The organism is Streptomyces sp. WG7 (assembly GCF_049975785.1).
GTDB lineage: Bacteria > Actinomycetota > Actinomycetes > Streptomycetales > Streptomycetaceae > Streptomyces.
Genome location: NZ_JBNGGE010000048.1, coordinates 38294 through 57881 on the forward strand (window position 1 = coordinate 38294; position 19588 = coordinate 57881).

General features: G+C 72.0%; 19 protein-coding genes, 1 tRNA gene and 1 other RNA gene. 8 read left to right on the forward strand and 13 right to left on the reverse strand.

Going from position 1 to position 19588, the window contains the following annotated elements; all coding sequences use genetic code 11:
* Positions 1–78: 78 nt before the first annotated feature.
* The 3 genes from tadA to ACP4J0_RS31960 form a co-directional block, all read right to left on the reverse strand.
* Positions 79–510: a tRNA adenosine(34) deaminase TadA gene (tadA, locus tag ACP4J0_RS31950; RefSeq protein WP_426602219.1), complete on the reverse strand. Its 432-nt coding sequence runs from the start codon at positions 508–510 to the stop codon at positions 79–81.
* A gap of 89 nt (positions 511–599) precedes the next feature.
* Entirely contained in the window at positions 600–1148 is a 549-nt protein-coding gene (locus tag ACP4J0_RS31955) for a hypothetical protein (protein WP_426602220.1), read from the reverse strand.
* A gap of 288 nt (positions 1149–1436) precedes the next feature.
* Positions 1437–1763, reverse strand: coding sequence for a hypothetical protein (locus ACP4J0_RS31960; protein ID WP_426602203.1), 327 nt, complete (start codon positions 1761–1763; stop codon positions 1437–1439).
* Between the two features lie 176 nt (positions 1764–1939).
* Here ACP4J0_RS31960 and upp point away from each other — a divergent pair, with 176 nt between their 5' ends.
* Positions 1940–2575, forward strand: coding sequence for a uracil phosphoribosyltransferase (gene upp, locus ACP4J0_RS31965; protein WP_426602204.1), 636 nt, complete (start codon positions 1940–1942; stop codon positions 2573–2575).
* Positions 2576–2617: 42 nt separating this feature from the next.
* Here upp and ACP4J0_RS31970 read toward each other — a convergent pair whose 3' ends face one another.
* From ACP4J0_RS31970 to ACP4J0_RS31985, 4 genes are all read right to left on the reverse strand, one after another.
* On the reverse strand, positions 2618–3235 hold the full coding sequence (locus ACP4J0_RS31970) for a LytR C-terminal domain-containing protein (protein WP_426602221.1): 618 nt from the start codon (positions 3233–3235) through the stop codon (positions 2618–2620).
* 297 nt (positions 3236–3532) lie between these two features.
* Positions 3533–3829, reverse strand: coding sequence for a type II toxin-antitoxin system VapB family antitoxin (locus ACP4J0_RS31975; protein WP_003999914.1), 297 nt, complete (start codon positions 3827–3829; stop codon positions 3533–3535).
* 214 nt (positions 3830–4043) lie between these two features.
* Complete coding sequence (locus ACP4J0_RS31980) at positions 4044–4637, reverse strand: HhH-GPD-type base excision DNA repair protein (RefSeq protein ID WP_426602205.1); 594 nt, start codon at positions 4635–4637, stop codon at positions 4044–4046.
* A 24-nt stretch (positions 4638–4661) separates the two neighbouring features.
* On the reverse strand, positions 4662–5390 hold the full coding sequence (locus ACP4J0_RS31985) for a siderophore-interacting protein (protein WP_426602206.1): 729 nt from the start codon (positions 5388–5390) through the stop codon (positions 4662–4664).
* Between the two features lie 82 nt (positions 5391–5472).
* On the opposite strand from ACP4J0_RS31985, the gene ACP4J0_RS31990 reads away from it, so the two are divergent.
* The 5 genes from ACP4J0_RS31990 to ACP4J0_RS32010 all read left to right on the forward strand — a co-directional run bounded on the left by ACP4J0_RS31990 (position 5473) and on the right by ACP4J0_RS32010 (position 11655).
* Complete coding sequence (locus tag ACP4J0_RS31990; protein ID WP_426602207.1) at positions 5473–7605, forward strand: penicillin acylase family protein; 2133 nt, start codon at positions 5473–5475, stop codon at positions 7603–7605.
* Entirely contained in the window at positions 7598–8230 is a 633-nt protein-coding gene (locus ACP4J0_RS31995) for a GNAT family N-acetyltransferase (RefSeq protein WP_426602208.1), read from the forward strand. Before ACP4J0_RS31990 ends, ACP4J0_RS31995 begins: the two co-directional genes overlap by 8 nt.
* On the forward strand, positions 8227–8718 hold the full coding sequence (locus ACP4J0_RS32000; protein WP_426602209.1) for a cupin domain-containing protein: 492 nt from the start codon (positions 8227–8229) through the stop codon (positions 8716–8718). Before ACP4J0_RS31995 ends, ACP4J0_RS32000 begins: the two co-directional genes overlap by 4 nt.
* Positions 8715–9524 (forward strand): SDR family NAD(P)-dependent oxidoreductase, encoded by an 810-nt coding sequence (locus ACP4J0_RS32005; RefSeq protein ID WP_426602210.1) that lies wholly within the window; start codon positions 8715–8717, stop codon positions 9522–9524. The genes ACP4J0_RS32000 and ACP4J0_RS32005 overlap by 4 nt, the downstream gene beginning before the upstream one ends.
* Positions 9525–9828: 304 nt before the next feature.
* The gene (locus ACP4J0_RS32010) at positions 9829–11655 is read left to right on the forward strand and encodes a copper resistance protein CopC (RefSeq protein WP_426602211.1); all 1827 of its coding nucleotides are present in this window, start codon (positions 9829–9831) and stop codon (positions 11653–11655) included.
* A gap of 50 nt (positions 11656–11705) precedes the next feature.
* On the opposite strand, the gene ACP4J0_RS32015 is transcribed toward ACP4J0_RS32010, so the two are convergent.
* The 6 genes from ACP4J0_RS32015 to ACP4J0_RS32040 form a co-directional block, all read right to left on the reverse strand.
* Positions 11706–12332, reverse strand: coding sequence for a hypothetical protein (locus ACP4J0_RS32015; RefSeq protein ID WP_426602212.1), 627 nt, complete (start codon positions 12330–12332; stop codon positions 11706–11708).
* A 735-nt stretch (positions 12333–13067) separates the two neighbouring features.
* Entirely contained in the window at positions 13068–15962 is a 2895-nt protein-coding gene (locus ACP4J0_RS32020) for a phosphotransferase (RefSeq protein ID WP_426602213.1), read from the reverse strand.
* Between the two features lie 119 nt (positions 15963–16081).
* Positions 16082–16843, reverse strand: a complete 762-nt coding sequence (locus tag ACP4J0_RS32025; protein WP_426602214.1) for a hypothetical protein — start codon at positions 16841–16843, stop codon at positions 16082–16084.
* Positions 16844–16997: 154 nt separating this feature from the next.
* The gene (locus ACP4J0_RS32030; protein ID WP_426602215.1) at positions 16998–17354 is read right to left on the reverse strand and encodes a hypothetical protein; all 357 of its coding nucleotides are present in this window, start codon (positions 17352–17354) and stop codon (positions 16998–17000) included.
* 3 nt (positions 17355–17357) lie between these two features.
* Positions 17358–17699, reverse strand: coding sequence for a hypothetical protein (locus ACP4J0_RS32035; protein WP_426602216.1), 342 nt, complete (start codon positions 17697–17699; stop codon positions 17358–17360).
* Positions 17700–17813: 114 nt separating this feature from the next.
* Positions 17814–17901: transfer RNA gene (locus ACP4J0_RS32040), tRNA-Ser, on the reverse strand.
* Positions 17902–17975: 74 nt separating this feature from the next.
* Between ACP4J0_RS32040 and ffs the strand changes: the two genes are divergently transcribed.
* Positions 17976–18070, forward strand: an RNA gene (gene ffs, locus ACP4J0_RS32045) — signal recognition particle sRNA small type.
* A 103-nt stretch (positions 18071–18173) separates the two neighbouring features.
* Positions 18174–19588: DNA polymerase III subunit gamma and tau (locus tag ACP4J0_RS32050; protein ID WP_426602217.1), on the forward strand; the 1415-nt coding region annotated here is incomplete at its 3' end.

The window sequence follows — 19588 nt, forward strand, 5'->3', positions numbered from 1 at the left end:
AGAGAGACCTTACAACAGAGTGCGGCGTGGTTTGAAATCGGTTCTGGACGGGCCTGGCATCGGCTCGGCAGGTGCCGGTCAGCGGTCGCGGAAGAAGTCCGTGAGCAGCCGGGCGCAGTCGTCCGCGAGGACGCCTTCGACCACCTCGGGACGGTGGTTGAGGCGCCGGTCGCGCACGACGTCCCACAGGGAGCCGGCCGCGCCCGCCTTGTCGTCGCGGGCGCCGTAGACGACGCGGTCCACGCGGGACTGCACGAGCGCGCCCGCGCACATCGTGCACGGCTCCAGGGTGACGACGAGCGTGCAGCCGGCCAGCCGCCACTCGCCGAGTTCCGCGGCGGCCCGCCGGACCGCGAGGACCTCGGCGTGGGCCGTGGGGTCACCGGTGGCCTCGCGTTCGTTGTGCCCGGCCGCCAGCACGGTCCGGCCGTCCGGTGCCAGCACGACGGCTCCGACGGGGACGTCCCCGCCCCGCGCGGCCCGCCCGGCCTCGGCCAGGGCGAGCCGCATCGCCGCCCGCCACGGGTCGCGCACCGGGTCGGGTACCGGGGCGGGCGGGCCGGAACGTTCCGGCGGTTCTTCTCCCACGTCCTGTGCGGTCAGCGGACGGTCTCCAGTACCTCGGAGGCGCCCAGGTACTCGGCGATCTCGCCGACCGCGTCCCCGGACATCGAGCGCAGTTCCTTCTCGCTCATGCCGAGGTCGTCGAGGATCTCCGCGTCACCGACCGGGCCGTGCGGCACGGACTCACCGGTGCCGGCGGCCGCGTCACCGCCCGCCCCGTCGTCCTCGTCGTCGTCCTCGGAGTTCCCGTCCTCCGTGCCGTCGAGGTCGAGGGCGTCGAGGTCGTCGCCGTCGTCACCGGGTTCCCGGCCGAGCAGCTCGTCGGTGAGCAGGATCTCGCCGTAGCTGCTGCGGGCGGCCGCGGCGGCGTCCGAGACGTAGATACGGGGGTCCTCCTCGCCGTCCACCCGGACGACTCCGAACCACGCGTCCTCCTGCTCGATCAGCACGAGCACCGTGTCCTCGTCGGGAGAGGCTTCCCGGGCGAGGTCGGCCAGATCCGACAGGGTCTCCACATCGTCGAGCTCTGTGTCGCTCGCTTCCCACCCGTCTTCGGTGCGCGCGAGCAGTGCGGCGAAGTACACCGTGACTCTCCCACTGGTCATAGGCGTGCCGGTTGGAGGTCCCCCCGGCGGAGGCTGCGGGCGGGGGAGCGGTGCTCCGAGCCCACCCACTCGGAATCGTGGCAGAAACAAGGCCCTCAGGGGACGTCTTCGGCGCCCTGTGTCCGGCTGTTTCGACCGGGTTCCGGGACTCGTCGCCGCCACGTGCGGATCGTACGCGGATTCTCGCGGCGCCCGGGTACGTCCGTCGTCGTAACGTCGGCGCGGCGTGTGATCTTCCCCGGCCGGGCCGGGGAAACGCCGGGGGAGCTACCAGCGGAAGGTGCGCATGCGCATCGCGTGGCGCAGCCGGGCGGCCTTGGCGCGGCGCGGCTGGACGCGGTCCCGCAGCTCGCGGGCCTCCGCCAGGTCGCGCAGGAACTGGGCGCGGCGCCGTCGGCGCTCGGCGTCCCCCTCCGGCTCCGCGCTCCGCTCCGTACCCTGCTGGGTACTCCGCTCGGTACTCTGCGGCGCACTCCGCTCCGTACTCCGTTCCGTACTCCGCTGCGTACGGAGTTTTGCGTTCCGCTCCGTCACGTGCCCCGTCCCCGGTTCCTTGCCGGGGGACGGCGTGTCGTGGAAGTCCCGGTCAGGCACAGTCTCACCACCCAGCGTCCGTTCCTCCCACCTTCCCCCGGTCGGGCGGTTTGACGCGGGCGACCGGGCGGAGTGTGATCCGGAACCGTGATCGGGAGCGGTGATCGGGAGCCGTGATCAGGGGCTTTCCCGCCGCGGGGACGCCGGTCTCCCGGGGCCCGGTTACTGTGGGGGACATGCGTCTCCACGTCGTCGACCACCCCCTGGTCGCCCACAAGCTCACCACGCTGCGCGACCAGCGCACCGACTCCGCGACCTTCCGACGTCTCGCCGACGAGCTGGTCACCCTGCTCGCCTACGAGGCCACGCGCGACGTGCGCACCGAACAGGTCGACATCCACACTCCGGTCTGCCAGACCACCGGTGTCAAGCTCTCCCACCCGCGCCCGCTGGTGGTGCCGATCCTGCGGGCCGGTCTCGGCATGCTCGACGGCATGGTGCGGCTGCTGCCGACCGCGGAGGTGGGCTTCCTCGGCATGATCCGCAACGAGGAGACGCTGGAGGCGTCCACGTACGCGACCCGGATGCCGGAGGACCTCTCCGGACGCCAGGTGTACGTCCTGGACCCGATGCTGGCCACCGGCGGCACGCTCGTCGCGTCGATCCAGGAGCTGATCAAGCGCGGCGCCGACGACGTGACGGCCGTGGTGCTGCTCGCCGCCCCAGAGGGCGTCGAACTCATGGAGCGTGAGCTGGCCGGCACCCCGGTGACGGTCGTGACGGCCTCGGTGGACGAGCGTCTCAACGATCAGGGCTACATCGTGCCGGGCCTCGGCGACGCCGGCGACCGGATGTACGGAGCGGCCGAGTAGCACGCTCCGGGCCTCCGGGCCCGGTCGAACCCATACGGCTGCTCAGCAGCTCTTCTTCTCCACGGCGGGCGTCGGCCGCGGTGCGGCCAGCCCGGCCAGCGCCGCGTCGGCGTCCGCCTTCTTCGCCAGTCCCTTGAAGCCGTCGCCGATGATCAGGTCGACGCTGGTGTCCTTGCGGGCCGCGTCGGTACGGCGGTCCGCGGCGGGGAGCTGGGTGCCGAGCACGGGCAGGGACGTCTTCAGGGTGGCGGCGGCGCCGAGCAGGACGCCCGTGCCGCCGACCTTCTTGTCGTACTCCTTGGACGCGTTGCCCACGTCGCCGACGCGGAAGCCGCGCTTCTTCAGCTCGTCGGCGGTCTTCTGCGCGAGACCGCTGCGGGTCGTCGCGTTGAGCACGTTGACGGTGACCTGGGCCGGCTTCGGCACGGCCACCGCGGCGGGCGAGGCGCTCGCCTTGGCGGTGGTGTCCGAGCAGGCCGCGGCACCGGCCGCCGACGCCTTGTCGCCGCCGGTGAAGACGTCGATGAGCTGCAGTGTGCCCCAGCCGAGCACTCCGACCACGGTGACGCAGGCGACGCCGGCGAACGCGAGCCGGCCGCGTCGCCGGGCCGGTCGCATCCGCGGGTACTTGTCCCCCGTGATCTTGTACTGGCCGCCCATGCCAGGGGGAGTGAGCATGCTCATGGTCGCAGCGTAGTGCGCTTGGACGTCGATGCCTATTAAATGATCAGTTGACGTTCCGGCGTTCGGTGAAATGCAACCCGAACGGGGCAAGCCGGAGTGTCGCGAGGGTCGCCAAGGTCACGCCAGGCCAGGTCAGGCCACGCCAGGCCAGATCAAGGCCAGGGCCAGGGCTGGAGGGCACGGGCCGGGCGCGGGGCGAGGCCGGGGTACGGCGCGAGGCCGGGCATGGCGAGAGGCCGGGCATGGGCGCCCCGGTCCCGACCCCGGCCCCGGTCAGTCGAGTTCGAGGACCCGGGCGTGCAGCACCTGGCGCTGCTGGAGCGCCGCGCGCACCGCGCGGTGCAGGCCGTCCTCGAGATACAGGTCGCCCTGCCACTTCACGACGTGCGCGAAGAGGTCGCCGTAGAAGGTGGAGTCCTCGGCGAGGAGGGTCTCCAGGTCGAGTTGGCCCTTGGTCGTCACGAGCTGATCGAGGCGGACCGGGCGCGGCGCGACGTCCGCCCACTGCCGGGTGCTCTCCCGGCCGTGGTCGGGGTACGGCCGGCCGTTTCCGATGCGCTTGAAGATCACACGGAAAGCCTACCGGCCAAGACGTCGCGGGCGCAGCCACGGCGCCGGAGTGCGGCGCTGGAAAAGACGCCGCAAACAGGGGCAAACAGGAGTCAGGGGACGAGGGGCCGGGGGCCGGGGGGCCGAAGTGGGTGACGGGCCGCCTCGGGCCGGCGGATCCCGGGCCCGGGGTTCGGGCTCGGGGTTCGGGCTCGGGGTTCCGGGCCCCGTCCGGCTACTTGCCGGAGGCCTTCGCGGCCTTCGCCGCGGCTTTCATCTCCTGTTTGTGGGCGCGGACCTTGGTCAGCGACTCCGGCCCGGTGATGTCGGCGACGGACCGGAAGGACTTGGGTTCGCCGTAGGCGCCGGCGGCCTCCCGCCAGCCCTCCGGCTGGACGCCGAGCTGCTTGCCGAGCAGGGCGAGGAAGATCTGGGCCTTCTGCTTGCCGAAGCCCGGCAGTTCCTGGAGCCGCTTAAGGAGCTCCCCACCGGTGCCGACGCCGCGCCAGACGGCCTCGGCGTCACCGTCGTAGGTGTCGACGAGGTACCGGCACAGCTGCTGGACGCGCCCCGCCATCGAGCCGGGGTAGCGGTGCACCGCCGGCTTGTCGGAGAGCAGGGCGGCGAACGCCTCGGGGTCGTAGGCCGCGATGTCGTGCGCGTCGAGGTCCTCCGCGCCCATGCGCCGGGCGATGGTCGACGGGCCCTTGAACGCCCACTCCATGGGGACTTGCTGGTCGAGCAGCATGCCGACCAGCGCGGCGAGCGGGCTGCGGCCGAGGAGCTCGTCGGCCTCGGGGTCCTGGGCGAGGTGAAGTGTGACGTCCATGCTCCGATGATCGCGCGCGCGGGCTCAGGTCGCGCGCCAGTACCCCAGCGCGTTCACCCGCTGCTTGGGCAGCCCCAGTTCCTTGCGGGCGTACGAGGCCAGCGCCCGGGTCGTCGCCGTGTCGCAGGCGATCCAGACGTACGGCTCGGGGGTGGACGCCAGCAGCTCCGGCAGGGCCTCCTTCACCTGTGCGACCAGGTGGGCGCCGGCGTCGCGGCGCGGGACCGTGCGGACCTCGTGGCGGTCGGGGTCGGTGCGGAAGGGCAGGCCGTCGTCCGTGCCGCCGCCCTCGAACCAGATCGTCGCGGGGACCGGCCCCAGCGCGTCGAGGAGGGAGTTGAGGGCGGGCAGGGACGCCGGGTCCGCGACCGCGAAGAGCCGGGAGGGGAGCGGCTGGGGGACGTCGAAGCCGGTGCCCTGGACCGTCGCCTCGACGGTGTCACCCGGTTTGGCCGCCCGGGCCCAGTCGCTCGCGCACCCCTCGTGCAGGGCGAACTCCATGGCGAAGGTGCCCGTCGCGGGGTCGGGGTCGACCAGTGTGTACGCCCGCTGGTGCGGCTTGCCAGCGTTCTCGAACCACAGCCGCACCCACATCGTCGGGTGGACGCCGGTCGCCGCCAGCATGCCGCCGTCGGTCAGCCGCAGCCGCCGGTAGTGCGGGGTCACGTCCTCGGCGTCCGTCACGGTGAACGCGAAGTCCTTCGCACGCATCAGTCTGAGGACCGCGCCCTCCCAGCCCCGCCCCTGCCCCATCGTTTCTTCACCCTTCGCGTACTATTCGCCCACGACGATTGACTTAGGTGAGCCTAACCTAAAGGAAAGTAGGGGCACAGGGGTGAGCGCCGAGACATACCGCGACGCCTGGGGGATCCCGCACCTGCGCGCGGACAGCGCGGGCGAACTCGCCCGGGCCCAGGGCCGGGTGACCGCCCGTGACCGGGCCTGGCAGCTGGAGGTCGAGCGGCACCGCGCGCAGGGCACCTCCGCGTCCTTCCTGGGGCCCGCGGCACTGCCCTGGGACCGGCTCGCCCGGCGGGCCCGGCTCGCGGACACCGCCCGCCGCTGCTTCACCGCGCTGGAGGACAAGGACCCGGAGACGGCCGCCTGGGTCCGGGCGTACGTCGACGGTGTGAACGAAGGGCTGGCCGAGGGGCTGGCCGAGGGGCTGGCCGAGGGGCCGGCCGAAGGGCCGGCCGAGGGGTCCGGAGGCGGCGGGCCCGCCCCCGAGTTCGCGCGCACCGGCCTCGCCCCCGGCCGCTGGGAGCCCTGGACCCCGCTCGGCATCTGGCTCGCCGCACACATCCTTTTCGCCGGCTTCCCCGCCAAGCTCTGGCGCGAGCACATCACCGCGCACCTCGGCCCGGACGCCGTCGCCCTCTTCGCCGCCGACGGACCCGGCACCGTCGGCAGCAACGGCTGGCTGGTGAGCGGCGAACGGACCGTGACCGGCCACGCGGTCATCGCCGGCGACCCGCACCGCTTCATCGAGGACCCCGGCGTCTACCAGCAGATCCACCTGTCCTGCCCGGAGTTCGACGTCGTCGGCCTCGCCGTGCCCGGCGTCCCGGGCATCGCCCACTTCGGCCACACCGGCACCGTCGCCTGGGCCATCACCAACGCCATGGCCGACTACCAGGACCTGTACCGCGAGCGGCTGCGCCGCACCGGCGCCGGTGTCGAGGCGCTCGGCCCCGACGGCACCTGGCACCGCGCCGCCCGGCACACGGAGACGATCCGGGTCGCGGGGGAGGACGACGTGGAGGTCGAGGTCATCGAGACCGACCGGGGCCCGGTCATCGCCGGCGGACCCGAGGGCCTCGACGACGGCACCCCCACGGCCCTCAGCCTGCGCTACCCGCCCCGGGTCACCGCCGACCTCGGCTTCGGCGCCCTGCTGCCGCTGCTGCGGGCCCGCCGGGTCGCCGACGTGGACCGGGCCCTGGACGCGTGGGCCGAGCCGGTCAACGTCGTGCAGGCCGCCGACACCGAGGGCGGGGTGCTGCACCGGGTCGCGGGACGCGTGCCGACCCGGTCCACGGCCAACGGCCTGCGCCCGGTGCCCGCCTGGGAACCCGGCCACGAGTGGACCGGCTGGCACACTCCGCCCCGCGCCGGACTCACCGACGGCGTCGCCGTGATGGCCAACCAGCGCGGCCCGGCCGGCCCGCTCGGCGTCGAGTTCGCCCCGCCGCACCGCGCCGACCGCATCACCGCCCTGCTCGCCGGGAAGGAACGCTGGTCGGCCGCCTGCATGCCCGCGATCCACACGGACACCCACCTCGCCTCGGCCGCCCCCCTCCTGGACCACCTGGCCACCCTGGACGCCCTGACCGCCGAGGCCGCCGCCCTGCGCGACCGCCTCCTCGCCTGGGACCGGCGCATGGACGCCGGCAGCACCGACGCGGCGGCGTACGCGGCCGTACGCGGAGCGGTCGTACGCCGGTTGGCGGCGCACCCGGTCCTCGCCGCGGCGTCCGTGCCACCCGCCTACCCCGAGGTGCTGCTGCCGTGGCTCGCGCTCGTGCCGCGCGTCGGCTACGCCCTCGAACACCTGCTGCGCGCCGACGACCTGTACGGCATCGACCGCCCCGCGGCCGTCCGCGCGGCACTGGAGGAGGTGGCCGCCCGCCCGCCCGCGGGCACCTGGGGCGACACCCACCGCCTCGCCCCCTGGCGGGCGCTGCCGGACACCTCCCCCGAGGAGGAACCCGGCCTGTCCGGCGACCACGACTGCGTGCTGTGCACCTCCGCCGTCCCCGGCCTCACCGACCGCGCCGCCCGCGGCCCCGCCGCCCGCTACGTCTGGGACCTGGCCGACCGCCAGGACAGCGGCTGGGTGGTGCCCCACGGCGCCCGGGGCGTCCCCGGCACGCCCCACCACCGCGACCAGCAGCAGCTCTGGCTCGACGGCGAACTCGCCCCGGTGATCACCGACTTCGCCCGGCTCACGAAGGAAACCGATGACTGACCCGCACACGCCCGCGTCCCCTTCCCCGTACGCCTCCCGCGTCCCCGTCCACGAGCAGGAACTCGACGGCTTCGGCACCGTCCGCGTCCTCCCCCTCGACGCCGCCGCCGACGCCGCCGTGATCCACGGCTGGGTGAGCGAGGAGCGGGCCGCCTTCTGGGGCATGAACGGCCTCACGCGGGACCAGGTCGCCGGGATCTACGCCCACATGGACACGCTCGACACCCACCACGCCTTCCTGGTGGTGAAGGACGACGCGCCCGTCGCCGTGTTCCAGACCTACGACCCCGAGGCCGACCGGGTGAGCGAGTGCTACGACGCCGAACCCGGCGACATCGGCGTCCACCTGCTGCTCGCCCCCGCCGGCACCGAGGGCGCGCGGCCCGGCTGGACCGCCGCGCTGGCGGGGGCCCTCATGGCGTACGTGCTGCTGGGGCTGGGCCGGAAGCGGATCGTGGTCGACCCGGACGTCGGCAACGAGAAGGCCATCGCCCGCTTCCTCAAACAGGGTTTCACCCCCGGACCGGCGGTCGTCCTGCCGGAGATCGACCTGCCGGACGTGTACCTGCCGGAGAAGAAGGCGCAACTCGCGTTCCTCCGCCGGGAGGTAGCGTTCCCGGGGTGACCTCCCCGCCGACCGCCGAGGACCTGATCGCGCACTACGCGCTGGAGCCCATCCCGCGCGAGGGCGGCCTGTTCCGGCGTACCTGGGCCGGCCCCGAGCGCCCGGACGGACGCCCTGCCGGCTCGGCCATCGTGGCCCTGCTGACCGCCCGTCCGGGTGACTTCTCCGCCCTGCACCGCCTGCCCACCGACGAGGTCTGGCACTTCTACCTCGGCGATCCGCTGGAACTGCTGCTGCTCCCACCCGACGGCGGCGCCCGTACGGCCGTGCTGGGACCGGACGTCCTGGGCGGGCAGCACGTGCAGTTCACCGTCCCCGCCGGAACCTGGATGGGCGGCACGGTGGCGGCGGGCGGCGCGTGGTCGCTCTTCGGCTGCACGATGGCACCCGGATTCACCTACGGGGACTACGAGCACGGTGACGCGGCCGACCTGACGGCGCGGTATCCGTCGGCGGCCGAGCGCATCGTGGAACTGTGCCGGCCATGAACCTCCTCGACGGCCAGGTCGCCCTGGTCACCGGCGCGGGCGGCGGCATCGGACGGGGCATCGCCCTGCGGTTCGCCGAGGAGGGCGCGGCGGTCGCGGTGCACTGCCGTACGGCGGTGGAGGCGGCGCGGGACGTCGCCGCGCGGATCCGGGAGCGGGGCGGGCGGGCCACGGTCCTGCGGGCCGACCTCACCGACGAGGACGCCTGCCGGCGCCTGGTGGAACAGGCCGCCGACTGGGGCGGGGGAAGCGGGGGACGCGGTGGAGGCGATGGACGCGGTGGCACCGGGGCACGGCTGACGGCACTGGTCAACAACGCGGGCGTGCAGCCGCTGCGGGACCTGCCCGGCATGACGGCCGCCGAGTGGCGGACGGTCGTGGACACCAACCTCACCGGCGTCTTCGCGTGCACGCAGGCCGCCGCCCGGATCATGCGGGACCAGGACGACGGCGGCACGGTCACCCACATCGCCTCGATCGAGGCGGGCGCCCCCGCACCCGCCCACGCGCACTACGGCGCCTCCAAGGCGGCGGTCGTGGCACACGCCCGTTCCGCGGCGCTGGAGTACGGCCCGTGGGGAGTCAGGGTCAACACCGTCTCGCCCGGCCTCATCGACCGGGACGGGCTCACGCGGGCCTGGCCGGAGGGCGTACGGCGGTGGCGTGAGGCGGCGCCCACGGGACGGCTCGGGCGCCCGGAGGACGTGGGCGACGCGTGCGTGTTCCTGGCGTCGCGGCTGGCGTCCTGGGTCACCGGCCACGACCTCGTGGTGGACGGCGGGGTGACGGCACGCCCGTCGTGGTGAGGGCCCGGTCCGGCATCGGGTGAGTCCCGGCGCGTCTCCGGGGTGTCCCGGGTGCGTCTACGGCGCGTCTCCGGTCGGCTCTGGTGCGTCTCCGGTGCCGTCCCCGGTCGGCTCCGGTGCGTCCCCGGTGTGTCCCCGGGGCGTCTCCGGTGAGCGGGGTGGCGCCCGCGTCCGTACGTATCCCCGAGGCAGTGGGCCCCGACGACGGAGATGCGACGTGAGGTGTGGTGACGGTGCGCGCACTGGAGGCCGGGGACGAGGGGGCCGTGGAAACGGACGGGGCCGACGGGGAGCCCAGGGGCCGGTGCTGCTGGGCACCGTGCTGGTCCTGCTCGGCCTCGCCCTCGGCCTCGTCCTCGGAGGCGCGGAACCGGCGTCCGCCCACGCCGCCCTCCGCTCCACCGACCCCGGCGACGGCACCGTCCTCCAGCGCGCCCCCCGCCACGTCACCCTGACCTTCACCGAGTCCGTCGGCCTGCGCGACGACTCCTTCCGCGTCCTCGACCCCGGCGGCCACCGGGTACGCACGGGGGAGGCCGGGCGCGCCGGCGGACGTTCCGACACGGCCCGCGTCGCGCTGACGGGCGAGCTCGGCGAGGGCACCTACACCGTGGCCTGGCGGGTGGTGTCGGCCGACAGCCACCCGGTCTCCGGCGCCTTCACCTTCTCGGTCGGCAAGCCCTCCACGACGACCGCCTCCGTGGACACCGGTCCCACCGAGGACCCGCTCACCGCCACCCTCCACAAGATCGCCCGTTACCTCTCCTACCTCGCCGCCGCCCTGCTCATCGGCACCGCCGCCTTCGTCGCCCTGTGCCGCCCGCCGGACCCCGCCCCGCTGCGCCGGCTCCTGCCGGCGGGCTGGTGGACCCTGCTGGGCGCCACCGTCGCCCTGCTCGTGCTGCGTGCCCCGTACGAGGCGGGGGCGGGGCCGTCGGCGGCCCTGGACGTCGCCGCCCTCGGCGACACGGTGGCGACCCGGCCCGGTGTGCTGCTGCTGGTCAGGCTGGCGCTGCTGGTGCCGGCCGGGCTCTTCCTCGCCCGCGTGACCCGCGGCGACCGACACCGGCAGCGCACCCCCCTCGCCACCGCGGCGGGCACCGCGACGGCCGTCGGCCTCGCCCTGACCTGGGCCGCCGCCGAGCACGCGTCCGCCGGGATCCAGGTGCCCGTCGCGATGGCGTCCTCCGTGCTGCACCTGCTGGCCACGGCGGTATGGCTCGGCGGTCTCGTGGCCCTGCTCACCACCCTCCGCTCCTCCCCGGACGCCGCCACGGTCGCACGCTTCTCCCGGACCGCCTTCGCCTCCGTGAGCGTCCTGGCCGTCACCGGCGTCTACCAGTCCTGGCGCGGCCTCGGCTCCTGGCCGGCGCTCACCGAGACGACGTACGGCAGGCTGCTGCTCGCCAAGCTGGCCGGGGTGGCCGTACTGCTGGCCGCGGCGGCGGTCTCGCGACGGTGGACGACCGCGTGGGCGACGGCGGGGGCGCGTGCGGAGACGGCCGTACGCGCGGACGTACGTGAGCGGACACCGGAGCCGGCGGGCGGACCGGCGGGCGGACCACCGGCCCGGGCGTCGGAACCGTCCGAGCCACAACCGTCCGAACCGGAGCCGTCCGAGCCGGAACCGCCCACCGACGTGGCCGCCCACCACCGAGGGCTGCGCCGGTCCGTCGTGGTGGAGGCCGTCGTCGCGGCCGTCGTCCTGGCGATCACGGCCGTGCTCACCGGCACCCCGCCGGGCCGGGCCGCGGACGAGGCGGCACGGGCCGTACCGGCGGGCGGGGTGCTGCCCGCCTCCGTCACCACCGTCCCCATCGACATCGGCACCTCCGGCCGGGGCACGGTCCAGATCACCCTGGACCCCGGCCGCACCGGCGACAACGCGGTGCAGGCCGTGGTCTTCGGCCCCGACGGCAGCCTGGCCGCCGTACCCGAACTGCGCCTCTCCTTCACGCTGCCCGACCGCGCGGTCGGGCCGATCACCGCGGAACTCGTCGACCGGGGCGGTTACTGGAGCGCCAACTCCCTCACCCTGCCCCTCCCCGGCACCTGGACGATGAGGACGACGGTCCGGGTGTCGGAGACCGACCAGGTGAGCGAAACGCGGCGGATACGGATCGAGCGGTAGCGAGTCGGCGCACCGCACCGCACCGCGCAGAGGTGCCGGGCACCACGTTCTCAACCTGGAGGAGGCCCGGTCTCAACTTTGTAATAGACGGTGTAATCCCAACGATTTTCCGGATCAGAAAAGCGCAACGGAAGGTGATCATTCCCTGCTATCTCAAACCATTCAGATGCCGGCTGATGCATCAATTTGACGCCAAGAGAGTCGAAAGATCCCCTCAGGGCGGGCAGGGCCTTCCAGAGCATGGGCTGAACTCTTTCCGAGAACAACTCCATGATTGTGCGCCCCAATTCGGGCTCACTTATTCCAAAGGAAAATCCCGTATCTATCGCGAACATCACGAGCTTGTGGAGCCCGGAGGTCACCGCGTCGGACCCCTCTTCCCACTGACTCGCACCGAAGTCCGTAGCGTAGATATTGAGCGCCGCAAGGGTTATGTCGACATTGTCGGTAGGTCCTACCGTACCTTGGAAGAGTAGACTCTTGGTGGTGTCCTCCGTGCCAACTCGCATCGGCATCAGCTCAGTTCGGACCGGCCGGATTGAATCCTCGCATTCACTCTGCGTCCTCCCGGACCAGCTGCCACCCACAATGGCGAGGTTGTCCCCGCCGGTCCAGTCTTCTGTCTTGCTGCACTGGATGCTCTGCAGATAAATACTCAGCAGGCGCTCATCTGTCATTGATCCCACCTCGCATTGACCGAGGTCAAAATGAAGTGCACTGCCGGGGCGCACCCACGGCTCCAGAAGAACACGCACGCAGTGCCCTCGCATCTCGGGAGCGGCGAATGAGTGCAGACACACTGTTTCCCTGTACCCCGTACCCCGTACCGTTCAGCGCCTCATTCGCGGCGGTTCCGGCAAGGAGTTTTCCGGTCTCGCCCCTGGAATTCCGGCGGACGCGGCAGACGGCGTCGCCGGGTGGTCGCACGGGACAACATCCTTGGAGGCCGCGCGGATCCTCCTCGATGCGTCAGTCGACGTGGCCGCCCATGCTGCCCGGCGCTTCGGCGCGGGCAGCATGGGCGGCCACCGGCGCATGCGGGCGGGCCGGTCGCCACTCGACGATCCCCGCCCGGGAACCGCGACCACGCGGCGTGAGCCCCATCACCCTCGAGCCGGCGCTTGCCGCACCCAACGCTGCGGGCGTGGACACGTCGAAGGGCCCCACCGCGAACGGTGGGGCCCTTCGACATCGTGCCCGGTGAGGCACTGGCGGAGGATACGAGATTCGAACTCGTGAGGGGTTGCCCCCAACACGCTTTCCAACTGTTCGTATGGGGTTCGGGCGGGTTCGCGGGCATCCTGACCTGCGGCGCAGTGGTAGTGGATCGCTCAGATGAACACTCCCGGACGCCACGAATGCAACCCGAACTGCAACCCTGGCACCTTCGCGCAACCCCCAGGCATCTGGGGCTAGCTGCCGGAGGTCGCGCCTTCGGCATGCTCCACCAGCACATCTGCGACATCCGCCGCTAGCAGGAAGGGCAGGTGCCGGTTCACCTGGTCCTCGTGGTCGCGGTAGCGGGCGAACGGCAGCAGGGACGCCAGCAGGGCCCACTGGTACTCGGCCTCGCCGAACGGCCAGTTTTTCTGCTCGCAGCCCTTGAGGATGGCGCGCAGCTTTGCGATGCACAGCAGCACCCGCCGCACGTCCGGGTCCACGTCCTCCGGGATGTCCGGCTCCCACATGGCCGTGCCGCGCAGCGACCCGACGAACCAGGAGCGCACCTGGAGGAGTTGCTCATGATTCCAGGAGAACGTCCGTGACCACAGGGCGGACTCGAGGCGAGCGAAGTCCTTGCAGATGTGCCCCTGGTGGGTGGTCTCGAAATCGATGACGTAAAGATCGGGATGCCGGCCGTCCGGTCCGCTAGCCAGGACGTTCTCGCCGTGGAGATCGCCGTGGCAGACACAGGTTAGATAGGAGGCCGTCGTGACACCGTACTGCTGGTCGTACAGGAGACCCTCGAAGAGGGCGTCGGTTCCGGCGTCCCGCTCGCCGATCTCCGCCATGTGGGCGACCAGCCACAGCGGGTTCGTGACGGACTCGTAGCCGGGAGCGGCGGCGAACGGGCTGGAGCCGAGCGCGGAGTTCTCCAGCAGGTGCCCGAGCCTTCGGTGCCACCAGGGCAGTCCGCCGTCGATGCCGAAGACGTCGGCGACCTCGGGCAACCGGAAGTGTTCCAGCTCGGATTCCGCGTTCTTGCCCGGTGCGTAGCTGGTTAGCTCGAAAGCGGCCGGACGCAGGGCCGGATACTCCCCCCGCAGGTCGCCGATGGTCCGCTGGGCCTGGCTTAGCCACGGGCCGAGCGCGTCCATGAAGACCTCCTTGATGACCGGCTGGAGCGCGTCTGGGTCCGCGGTGCGCACCCAATCCCGCAGTGTCTTCGGTTCGTCGCGGTGCCGGAAGACGTAAGAGGTGAAGATGCCCTGATAGAGATCGCCGTTGCTGCTGTTGGCGATGGTGGTGCTGCCCACGACGCACTTGCTTGCCCGGTACACCGGCCGCAGATACGCCTCCGCAAACCGGTCGAAGTTCTCCTTCTCCCTGCGTACCTTGGCCACCTCGTCGATCTTCAGCACACCGACCGGGCCGAAGCTGTCGAGGGCGAGGAAGGTCGGCACGGGCCGTCCGGCGAACAGCGCGCCCTGGACCATGGTGCCCTGCGGGCCCGGGGCCAGCTCGGCGGCGATGCCCTGGAGCAGGCGGTTAGAGACCTGTACGGACGCGTCCTGGTCGCCCATGGACAGCAGGCCGGCGGTCGTGGCGGCACCGGAGTCCCAGGGGTTCCTTGCGACCCGCACCATGCGGATCGTGGCCAGCATGTCTCGGCTCGCCTTGCGCCAGAAGGCGAGCGCCTCCTGCCGCTCCTCCGGGGTCTCCGTGTCGCCGTAGGAGCCCGTGGAGGAGTACAGCAGGTCGAGCAGGCGGTCCAGCCGGTCGGCCTTCCAGCCGGACAGCTTGAGCAGGGTGAGCGCGACGCTGCTGCGGTGCTGGTTCTCCTCGGTCCAGCGGTTGAGGACCCGGGCCGCCCAGTACTCGGCATAGATGTGCCGGTCGGCGAATCTGGGGTCCTGGATCAGTTCGTTGAAGCGCAGCTCCTTGGGGGCGGTCGGGTCGGGGCCGCCCACGAGTAGATGGATGCCGATGGCGTGCCGCAGCCAGCCGTAGACGTACGGAACGCGGTTCAACTCGGGGTCGTGCAGTTCGCCGAGTGCCAGCAGCACCGCCGTCTCGGTGACGTCCAGCAACTGTTCGCGCTTGGCCTCGTGGTATCGGTAGGAAATCTGGATGAGCTGGAGATAGCCGAGGATATCGGCGAGGGTCTGGTAGCCGCTGGAGTGCCAGTGGCCTTCCACGGCGTAGTTCCAGAGCGCGCTGGCCAGCCAATGCTGGCGCAGCGCCCGGACGTCGACCACCGTGTTGCCTTTGGCGTACGACAGCATCTCCGAACGGCAGGTGCTGCGTGCGTCCTTGGCCCGCTGGTGCAGTGCCTGGGCGTCGTCGCCGGGCACGGAGACGAAGGTGAGGAGGCCGGGCAGCTCCTGCAGGTCCTCGTCGAGGACCGGGAGGAGCGACTCGGAGGGGACGGAGGCGTGTCTGCCGAACAGTTCGGTGATGCGCGCTCCCAGCTCCGCCGCCAGCTGCCGAACCGTGTCCTCGTCGGGCTCGCCGGACCGCCAGTTTCCGAGGAGCGTGTCCCAGTCCCGGGTCGGGTTCATCTGCGGGAGGAACCGGGAGGCCGCGACGCCGACGGTGGCCGTCTCGCCCCCGGTGGCCACCGAGACCGCGACGCCGCCCCCGGCGTCCGCCGCCGCTGCCACCGTGGAGGTGGCGCCGCCCTCGGATGCCGTGGCCGGGGCGGGGGCCTGCTGCGGCAGCCGGCCGGCGGAGGCCGTACCGGAACTCGCTCCGGGGCCTGGTGCCGGTCCTGTCCCTACAGTCGGGGAGGGCACCGGACCGAGTTGTTCCAGCCGCTTCTGGCATTTCTCGATCGTCGGCGTGTACCGGCCGTCGTCGTTTCGCTCGAACTCCAGGAGCAGGACGGCGAGTTCGAGTAACTCACGCGCCCGCGCGACGTCCGTCCGCATGTAGTACTCGGCCACGGTCGACGCGCCGTTAGCGATGCGGTACCCGGGAACGTACGGGTAACCGTTAGCGAGTTGCTCGCGCGTTCTAAGTAGACCCTCGCGCGCCTTGCGCAGGTGCGCCTCCCGCGACGGCATCGCCTGGAGCGCGTCGTCCAGCGCCCTCTCCAGCGTGTCTGCTGAGTGCTGGAGAACTTCCCTGGTTACACCGCCGGTCACCTGTGCCCCCTCAAGATTTGTGCGTGCGCGACTTGTTGACGTCGTGCACGTCTTGGTCGTCAAATCCCAGCAGAGCAGCGGAGCCGCCGCCATCAGTTCGGACAAAGGCACCCACGGAGTCAGCTCGCGGGGTGGAGATCCTCGCGGTAGCGCCGGTTACCGACCAGGAAGGCGGACTGCGGCAGCACCACATGGGCTCCCGCCCGGCCGAGCGCTATCTCCCTGCGGGTGGCACTGATGACCCCAGCCTCCGTTTGCTCGTTCGCGAGGGCGACCAGCGCGGAACGCAGTTCCTCGGCCTCGGGCCGGTCCGTCAGGAGGTCGTACACCTCCAGGAACCGAAGCTGTCGGTACGTCTCCCCCGCCACCTTCATGGGGCCGTCGATGACGCGTCGGACATGCTGGAACGCCACGGCTAGGGCGAGGTCCGCCAGCTCCTCGTGCCCGATCTCGCCTAGTTCCTCGATGAGTTCACGCCGCAGGCACTCGGTCGCTGGCTCCCGGCCGTCCCCGCGGTGCAGCCAGCGCGCGAACGCGAGGACCCCGCTGCCGGAAAGGAAGCCCCGCAGATCGAGCCGCATTACGGCGCGGTCGCGTTGTTCGGGTTCGAAGCCCATCCGCTCCAGGTCAGAACGGGCTGTCTCGCGGTATTTCACCACTCCGCCCGGCGGGCCAAAGGCGCCGGGGCGGGCAGGCGTGGCGAAGAGGATGAGCTGACCCTCCTCATGGACCCGCAACAGCACGGCCACCGACACCCGTGTCCGGTGCCTCGGTGTGAGAAGGACCAGCAGCAGCTTCAGGTGCCGCCGGTTCTGCCAGAGGGTACGGCCCACATAGGTGAGCAGGGCCAGAATGAGCCCGCCGACGATCTTCTCGACCACTGGGGCCCCCTCCGCCTGGTGCTTACGCGCCAATGTACCGACGCCGTGCACCGCTCAGTGAGCGAACGCCCGGACTGCGACTGGTCCGTGTCCTGCCCCGCAGGGACGATCACGTCTGAGACCGCTGGCTCTTCACACCGGGAACCCAGAGCGCCTACCCCTTGGCAAGGACATACGCGAGTGTCGCCGCCCGCTTCGCCATCCCCCGCTTCCACAGCGTCCCGTCCTTCTCGGCGTTCTCCCGCCAAAGTGCTGCGGTGGCCGCGCCGAACGTCGCGAGGGCTTCCGGTGCCGCCTCCTGCCATGACGGGAAGCGGCCGGCGAAGGCGACCGCCGCCTCCACCGGGTGGCCGGCGTCCATGAGCCGCAGTGCCAGGGCGCCCGGGTCGATCCATGCCGCGCCCCGCGTCGGCCATGCCCAGTCGACGAGCCGGGCGGGCTCGCCGACGATCAGTACGTTGTCCGGGGCGAAGTCGGCGTGCAGGAGTGTGCCGCCGCCGAAGTACTGCACGGTTCACGGTGGGGCGTAGTCCGTCCACCGGTCGACAGCGTCCTTGATCTCGATGTCGGCCGGGGCCGTGACTGCTTGCAGTTCGGTGAGCGCGGCTCCCACGAGCGGCAGGTCGGGTGAGCCGGGCGCGTAGTCGGCGTAGCGGCCGTCGATCACCTCGTAAACGAGGAGGCTCCAGCCGTCGAGCTCCAGGTGCCAGTACAGGCGCGGGCAGGGCGCTGGCAGGTGCGGGGCGACCGCCGCCTCGCGGCGCTGCGCGGCGACCTGGGGGTGGTCGGCCGGGATGCCCTTCACGAAGACGTTGCCGCTCTCGGTCTCCAGCACGGAGGCGATGCCGGAGTTCATGCCTCCCTGGACGGTCAGTGCACGGCGCCGGCTGCAACCCAAACTGCAACCCTCAACGTCGAAGGGCCCCACCGCGAACGGTGGGGCCCTTCGACATCGTGCCCGGTGAGGCACTGGCGGAGGATACGAGATTCGAACTCGTGAGGGGTTGCCCCCAACACGCTTTCCAAGCGTGCGCCCTAGGCCTCTAGGCGAATCCTCCGCAGAGAACATTACATGACGTGGAGGAGTGCTTGCGAACTCGTTCCGAGGGCCCCACATCGGGTAACGTGTGGCACAGCCCCTCACGCGGCGCTATCTGACTGAACTCCCCCAGGGCCGGAAGGCAGCAAGGGTAGGTCGGCTCTGGCGGGTGCGTGGGGGGCGCCTGCGTTTCAGGGCGGCCGGGCATTCCGGGGGGCGGCCGGGGCTCCTGGGACGTCCTGGCTTCCTGGGGCGGACCGGTTGTCGGTGGGCGCCTATAACCTCGTATGCGTGTCGTCTCTCGCGCTCTACCGCCGTTACCGCCCGGAGTCCTTCGCCGAGGTCATCGGGCAGGGGCATGTCACCGACCCGCTGCAGCAGGCGCTGCGGAACAACCGGGTCAATCACGCGTACCTGTTCAGCGGTCCGCGCGGATGCGGCAAGACGACCAGCGCCCGGATCCTGGCACGCTGCCTGAACTGCGAACAGGGCCCCACCCCGACCCCGTGCGGCGAGTGCCAGTCGTGCCGCGACCTCGCGCGCAACGGACCGGGTTCCATCGACGTCATCGAGATCGACGCCGCCTCGCACGGTGGCGTGGACGACGCCCGTGACCTGCGTGAGAAGGCCTTCTTCGGGCCCGCCTCCAGCCGGTACAAGATCTACATCATCGACGAGGCCCACATGGTCTCGCCGCAGGGCTTCAACGCCCTGCTGAAGGTCGTCGAGGAGCCCCCGGAGCATCTGAAGTTCATCTTCGCGACCACCGAGCCCGAGAAGGTCATCGGGACCATCCGGTCGCGGACCCACCACTACCCCTTCCGGCTCGTGCCGCCCGGCACCCTGCGCGACTACCTCGGCGAGGTGTGCGGCAAGGAGGACATCCCGGTCGAGGACGGCGTGCTGCCGCTGGTGGTGCGGGCGGGCGGGGGATCCGTCCGGGACTCGATGTCCGTCATGGACCAGCTGCTCGCGGGCGCCGGCGCCGACGGTGTGACGTACGACATGACGACCGCCCTGCTCGGCTACACGGACGGCTCGCTGCTCGACTCCGTCGTCGAGTCGTTCGTCTCGGGTGACGGCTCGGCCGCCTTCGAGGTCGTGGACCGGGTGATCGAGGGCGGCAACGACCCGCGGCGCTTCGTCACCGACCTGCTGGAACGCCTCCGTGACCTGGTGATCCTCGCCGCCGTGCCCGACGCGGCGGAGAAGGGGCTCATCGACGCCCCCGCCGACGTCGTCGAGCGGATGCAGGCCCAGGCGCGGTCCTTCGGAGCGGCCGAGCTGAGCCGCGCCGCCGACATCGTCAACGAGGGGCTCACCGAGATGCGGGGCGCCCACTCGCCCCGCCTCCAGCTGGAGCTGATCTGCGCGCGCGTGCTGCTGCCCGCCGCGTACGGCGACGAGCGTTCGGTGATGGCGCGCCTGGACCGGATCGAGCGCGGTGTGCAGTTCTCCGCGGGTGCCGGTGCGCCCGCCATGGGGTACGTGTCCGGGCCCGAGGGGCATGCCGGTGCCGATGTGGGGGCTGCCGGGGGTGCCGCGGCCGTCGCCGCTCCGGTTCCGCCGGGTGGCGGGCCCGCCGCGGCCCGGGCCGCGGTACGGGGGCCCGGACCCGGTGGCGGTGCCGCAGCGGCCGGTGGCGGGGGAGGAGCTCCGGCGGCCGGCCGGAGCGGTCAGCCCTCGGAGCCGGCAGCCGGTGCCGG